Below are 6745 nucleotides of genomic sequence, written 5' to 3'. Positions count from 1 at the left end.
CGCAGAACCGCATCGGTGCCGGTGTGGGGTTCCAGAACGGCGAATCGGCGTTGTCGGTGGGCTACCAGCGTGCGATCAGCCCGCGCGCGACGTTGACGGTGGGCGGTGCGCTCAGCGGCGACGACAGCTCGATCGGCGTGGGTGCCGGTTTCGGCTGGTAACGCAGGTCTTGCACGCGTAGCGGTGGCATGTGCGGCCGCTGCGCGCTCACTCATTCGCCATGCATTTCATCTTGAAGAGGACGTCATCGTGATTCAGACCCATCGTTCCCGCGCGCTCGCCATCGCCTGCAGCGCCGTACTCTTGCTGTCCGGCGGCAGCGCCATTGCGGCTGCCGCCGATGCCGGCATGCGCACCGTGCAACGTCAGCAGGCCCTGCGCGATGCGCCGGTCGACGGCATCATCGTCAAATATCGCAGCGGCACGGTGGCCGCGCGCAGTGTCGGCGCCGCGTCGGTGGCCACGATCACCGCGGCGGCGTCACGCGCTGCCGTGCAGTTGGCTCCGGCCGCGCGCAGCGGCGTGCATCCGGCGCCGACGCATGTGCGGACGCTGGCAGTGGGCAGCGAGTTGATCAAGTTGCCCACTCGACTGCGCCGCAGCGACGCCGATCGCCTGGTGCGTGCGCTGCAAGCGGATCCTGCGGTGGAATATGCGCAGATCGATGGCCGCGCCTATCCGTTGCAGAACAGCGGTGGCAGCCTCCCCAACGACCCGTTGCTGGCGAGCCATCAATGGCATCTCACCGATCCGGTCGGCGGCATCGATGCGCCGGCGGCGTGGAAGACCGCGCAAGGCGAGGGCGTGGTGGTGGCCGTGATCGACACCGGCATCCTGCCTGCACATCCGGATCTGGCTGGCAACCTGTTGCAGGGCTACGACTTCATCACCAACGCCGACACCTCGCGACGCGCCACCGATGCGCGGGTGCCGGGGGCGCTGGATTACGGGGATTGGGAAGCGACGGACGGCGAATGCGGCATCTTTTCAGCGGCCCGCGACAGTTCCTGGCACGGCACGCACGTGGCCGGCACCATTGCCGAAGCCACCGGCAACGGCATCGGCGGCGCCGGCGTGGCCTACAGGGCCAAGCTGTTGCCGGTGCGCGTGCTCGGCCATTGCGGGGGGTCGTTTTCGGACATCAGCGATGCCATCGTGTGGGCGTCCGGCGGGCATGTGGATGGCGTGCCGGACAATCGCGATCCGGCGGAAATCATCAACATGAGCCTGGGCGGATTCGGTCCCTGCGATTCGGTGACGCAGGCGGCGATCAACGGCGCGGTAGCGCGAGGCACCAGCGTGGTGGTGGCGGCCGGCAACGACAGCTCGGATGTATCCAGTGCGGTGCCGGCCAACTGTGCCAACGTGGTGTCGGTGGCGGCCACCCGCCTGACCGGCGGGCTGGCGTACTACAGCAATTTCGGCAGCCTGATCGATCTGGCCGCGCCCGGCGGCGGCGCGCGCGATCTGGAAACCGACACCTTGTACGACGGCCCGATCGGCAGCTGGATCTGGCAGACCGGCTACACCGGCAAAACCACGCCCACGTCCGGGCAATTCACCTATGTCGGGCCTGGTTTTGCCGGGACCTCGATGGCCTCGCCGCATGTGGCCGGGACCGCCGCACTGGTGCAGAGCGCCTTGATCGCCGATGGCAAACCGCCGTTGACACCTGCCGCGCTGGAACGCCTGCTCAAGCGCAGCGCGCGCGCCTTTCCCGTGCAGTTGCCGCTGACCACGCCGGCCGGCAGCGGCATCGTGGACGCCGCCGCGGCCATCGATCGTGCACTGCGCCGCTGCGACAGTGGCGACCTGAGCTGCCAGCTGGACGCGCAGACGCTGCGCAACGGCGTGGCCGAACGCGGTCTGTCGAACGTGGCCGGCGATGCCGGCGTCTTTGCCTTCGAAGCGAATGCCGGCGCGGTACTGAGCTTCATCAGCTTCGGCGGCAGCGGGCAGACCGCGCTGTATGTCGCGTTGGGCCGCGCGCCGACCGCGACCGATAACGACGGCATGTCCAGCCGCAGCGGCACCAGCCAGACCGTGCGCTTCACCGCGCCACGCACCGGAACCTATTTCCTCCGGCTCGATGGCAGTGGCTTCGATGGGGTGAGTCTGCTGGCGCGTCAGTGATCCGACACGCGGCAGCGCAAGGGGGCGCTGTCGTCGGTTTCTTGGCGCAGTTCTGTAGGTAACACCGGTCTCGGCGACGAGGGCGCCGCCCGAGGACGGCGGCACGGGGCGCGCTGACCGGCCTTCTGACCTGTTCCGCGTACGGTTTTGCGCAACCAAGCCCGCTGGCGTCCTGCCGGCGGGCTTTTTTGTCTTCATCAGACACGGCTATTCAGGATGCGAATGTCTCGCGAGACACGATCTAGAGCGCTGTTTTCCAAAGAATTATCAAAAAAATAATAAAAGCGAGCAGAAGTGTGACCTGATGCACGCTTATCTTCGCTTTCTGTCAAAAACTTGACGCCTGATTTGACGAATGTTAACACTTCGCGCAGTTCTATGGTTGGGTAGCGTTCACTTTTTGACTATCCAGGGTGCAGGCGCGAGCCGCCCATCGCCGCAAGGTCCATAGCGCAACCAACCGCGGGGAATCGCCTGGCCGAACGGCCTTCCGATGGTGGGTGTTCGCCAAAAACCAGTCCAAACAACTCAGGAGTCGTGCGTCGATGAATCGGATTTATCGCAAGGTCTGGAACAAATCACTGGGCGTATGGGCCGTGGCATCGGAATTGGCCAGCGGTGACAGCCCCGGAGCCGTCGCTCCAGCCTCGCTCATCGACCGCCGCCAGAGCCTGGCCCTGGCCGCCGCCATTACCCTGGCGCTGGGTGGCGCCGGACTTGTCACGCCGCTCCCCGCCGCCGCGCAGTCGGTCGAAGTCGGCCGCGGCGCTGCTGCACCTGCCGCCAAGGCGACCGCCATCGGCGCAGGCAGCCATGCCAGCGCGACCGGCGCAGTGGCCACCGGCGCCGACAGCAGCGCCAGCGGCGTGAACAGCAGCGCGATCGGGCGCCAGACCAATGCGATCGGCGAAAACGCCGTGGCCATCGGCTACAACAGTTTCGTGCGTCAGGCCGGCGAAAACGGCGTGGCGCTGGGCGCCAATGCCGGCGTCACCGGCGCAAATTCCGTGGCGCTGGGCGCAGGCTCGCGCACCCACGAAGACGACGTGGTGTCGTTGGGCAGCGGCAACGGCCGCGGTGGCCCGGCCACGCGCCGCATCACCAACGTCACCGCCGGCGTCAACGCCACCGACGCGGTCAATGTCGCGCAGCTGCGCGACGTGGCCGATGTGGCCGAAGACACCGCAACGTTCTTCAAGGCAAGCCCGGGCGAAGACAGCGTCGGCGCCTATGTCGAAGGCGAGCGCGCCCTGGCTGCAGGCGATGGCGCCAATGCAGTGGGCACCGCCACCACCGCGCTGGGCAGCGGCGCCAATGCCGTGGCCGAGAACGCAACGGCAGTGGGGTTCAATGCACTGGCATCGGGCCAGAACAGCGCGGCCTTCGGCCATAACGCACAGGCCACTGGCCCGGCCAGCGTGGCCGTTGGCGGCGCGGCAGTCAACGAAGACGGCCAGCCGTTGATCACCAACGGCGGCATGCCGGTCGATACCGGCGCCACCAGCGCCGGCGTCGGCGGAACCGCGGTCGGTGCCAGTGCCAATGCCGATGGCTTTGCCGCGTCCTCGTTCGGCGTCGGCGCGTATGCGGCCGGTGCGCAGTCGTCCGCGTTCGGCGCGGTAGCCAATGCGGCCGGCGATTACGCCACGGCCGTGGGCACGCAGACCAGCGCCAGCGGCACCAGCAGCACTGCTGTCGGTGGTCCGGTGGACCTCATCCCCGGCCTGGGTTTCTTCGTGCAGACCCAGGCCAGCGGCGAAGCGTCCACCGCGCTGGGCGCCGGTGCGATCGCGTCCGGCACCTACACCACGGCCGTCGGCACGCTCAGCGAAGCCTCCGGCACCGAAGCCACCGCCGTGGGCTACTTCGCCTACGCACCTGGCGAAGGCGCCACAGCGGTTGGCCCGGAATCCTGGGCCAGCGGCGAACTCAGCACCGCGCTCGGCTACTACAGCACTGCACGGGGCGCCAACTCGGTTGCGTTGGGTGCCAACTCGGTCGCCACGCGCGCCAACACCGTATCGGTGGGCGCGGCCGGCGATGAGCGTCAGATCACCAACGTGGCCGCTGGTACCGAGGGCACCGATGCGGTGAATCTCGACCAGCTCACCGCGGTGTCCGACGTTGCATCCACCACTGCGCGTTCCTTTGTCGCCACCGGCGATGGCGCCGCCGTTGCAGAAGGCGTCGACAGCGTCGCTGCAGGTTCCAACGCATCGGCCTTCAGCGATTACAGCACCGCGCTGGGTTCGAGCAGCGCGGCCTCTGCGCAGGGTGCAACTGCCGTTGGCAGTGGCGCCAATGCAACCACCGACAACGCCACGGCGGTGGGTTTCAACAGCGCCGCAATCGCCGAAAACACCACCGCGCTCGGCGGCAACAGCAGCGCTTCGGGCGAGTCCAGCACCGCAGTGGGCGGCGCGAGCCAGGCCACCACCAGCGGCGCGACCGCCCTGGGTTACGAAAGCATCGCCAACGGCGCCGATTCCACTGCGCTGGGTGTGGGCAGTGTGGCCTTCGGCGACGCCAGTACGGCCGTGGGCGGCGCGAGCGTCGCGTTCGGCGATGACAGTGCCGCCTTCGGTGCCAGTGCCGCCGCCGGTGGCAGCGCATCCACCGCGATCGGTGCAAACAGCAGTGCCTTCGGCGAGCGCACCGTTGCGCTGGGTAGCACCAGTAACGCGTCGGGCGACGACGCCATTGCGCTCGGTGCGGGCAGCCAGGCCTCTGCGCTGGGGACCACGGCGGTCGGCAGCAATGCCAACGCCAGCATCGCCAATGCCACGGCGGTGGGCTTCAACAGCAGCGCCGGCGACGACTACGCCACTGCGCTCGGCGGCGACAGCAATGCATCGGGATATTTCAGCACTGCCGTCGGCGGCAACAGCATTTCCAACGGGCGTGGTGCAACGGCGATCGGTTACGAAAGCATCGGCAATGGCAGCGCATCGACTGCCCTGGGCTTTGCCAGCGTGGCATGGGGTAACGGCGGCACCGCCATCGGGACCGAAAGTGTGGCCTATGGCGATGACAGCACGGCAGTGGGCGCGAATGCGTTTGCGGCCGATACCGGCGGGATTGCGGTGGGCACCTATGCAAATGCGTATGGCCCGCGTGCCATTTCGCTCGGTGGCCAATCCAGAGCGACTGGCGATGAGAGCATCGCACTGGGTTGGGAAGCCACTGCGGTGGGCACGCAGAGCATCAGCCTCGGCGGCGGCGCGCTGGCATCTGCCGACAACAGCGTTGCGCTGGGTGCAGGCGCCGTCGCTGATCGCGCCAACACGGTGTCGGTTGGCACGGCCGGCAGCGAGCGCCAGATTGCCAATGTTGCGGCCGGCACCGAGGGCACCGATGCGGTGAATCTCGATCAGCTCAACGCCGTGGCTGGCGCTGCGGAAAATACCGCGCGCCTGTATGCAGGCACCGGTGACGGCACCGCCTTCGCACAGGGCGACGACGCGACCGCGGCCGGTTCCAATGCCACCGCAGACGGCGATTACAGCAGCGCGTTCGGTGCCAGCAGCCAGGCCACCGCAATCGGTGCGGTGGCCATCGGCAGCGGTGCCAGCGCCACGGCGCAGTACGCCAATGCGGCCGGTTACAACGCCGCGGCCAGCGGTTTCGGCAGCGTGTCCAACGGTGCCTTCAGCCAGGCCAGCGGCGACTACGCCGTGGCCGTGGGTGGCGAGAGCGAAGCAGTCGGCGCGCAGAGCACCGCGCTCGGCGCAGCGGCAGGCGCGTACGGCGATGGCTCGCTGGCGGTCGGCGCGCTGAGCGAGGCCCAGGGCAGCGAATCCACCGCGATGGGCTATTTCGCCAGCGCCAGCGGCGAATCGGCCACCGCCGTCGGTGCGGAGAGCGTCGCCAACGGCACCAGTGCGGCGGCCTTCGGCTTCGGTGCCGAAGCCACCGGCAACTACACCACCGCCTTGGGCGGTTATTCCACCGCCAGCGGTTTCAACAGCACCGCGCTGGGTAATTTCAGCACGGCCAGCGGTTCCAACACGCTGGCCGTGGGTAGCGATGCAGCCGCTACCGGCGCCTACAGCGTGGCGGCCGGCCAGGGCAGCGTGGCTAGTGGCTACAACAGCGTGTCGGTCGGCGGTGCGGTGCTCGGCCTGTTGCCGACCGAAGCCTCCGGCGATTTCTCCACGGCACTCGGCGGCGCGGCGTGGGCGCCGGGCCTCAACAGCACCGCGCTGGGGAATTTCTCCGAATCCACCGGCGAAAGCAGCGTGGCGTTGGGCGCCGATTCGGTAGCCGATCGCGACTTCGCGGTGTCGGTGGGCAGTGCCGGCAACGAGCGTCAGATCACCAACGTGGCAGCCGGCACGCAGGGCACCGACGCGGTGAACCTGGATCAGCTCACCGCGGTTGCCGAAGCCGGCGCCGCCACCAGCAAGTACTTCCAGGCCAGCGGCAGCGATGACAGCGATGCCGGCGCCTATGTGGAAGGCGATGACGCATTGGCCGCTGGCGAAGGCGCCGCTGCCACGGGTACAGGCACCACCGCGTTGGGTGCAGGGGCGAAGGCAGTCGTCGACAACGCCACCGCAGTTGGCGTCGCCGCGCTGGCTGGCGGCATCGGCGCGGCAGCGGTGGGCAACAA

At 68.3% G+C, this 6745-nt stretch carries 3 protein-coding genes; all 3 read left to right on the top strand.

Annotated features, from left to right (window positions below; genetic code table 11):
* A partial coding sequence (locus tag OZ10_RS21740; protein ID WP_173427074.1) for a YadA-like family protein occupies positions 1-161 on the top strand: 161 nt, incomplete at its 5' end.
* Positions 162-348: 187 nt separating this feature from the next.
* The gene (locus tag OZ10_RS18925; RefSeq protein WP_081419674.1) at positions 349-2133 is read left to right on the top strand and encodes a S8 family peptidase; all 1785 of its coding nucleotides are present in this window, start codon (positions 349-351) and stop codon (positions 2131-2133) included.
* A gap of 545 nt (positions 2134-2678) precedes the next feature.
* The coding region (locus OZ10_RS18920; RefSeq protein WP_039566549.1) for an ESPR-type extended signal peptide-containing protein at positions 2679-6745 on the top strand (4067 nt) is incomplete at its 3' end.

The organism is Xanthomonas cannabis pv. cannabis (assembly GCF_000802365.1).
Classification (GTDB): domain Bacteria; phylum Pseudomonadota; class Gammaproteobacteria; order Xanthomonadales; family Xanthomonadaceae; genus Xanthomonas; species Xanthomonas cannabis.
Note: the sequence above shows the minus strand (reverse complement) of the source record. Positions and strands in the feature narration are given on the sequence as shown.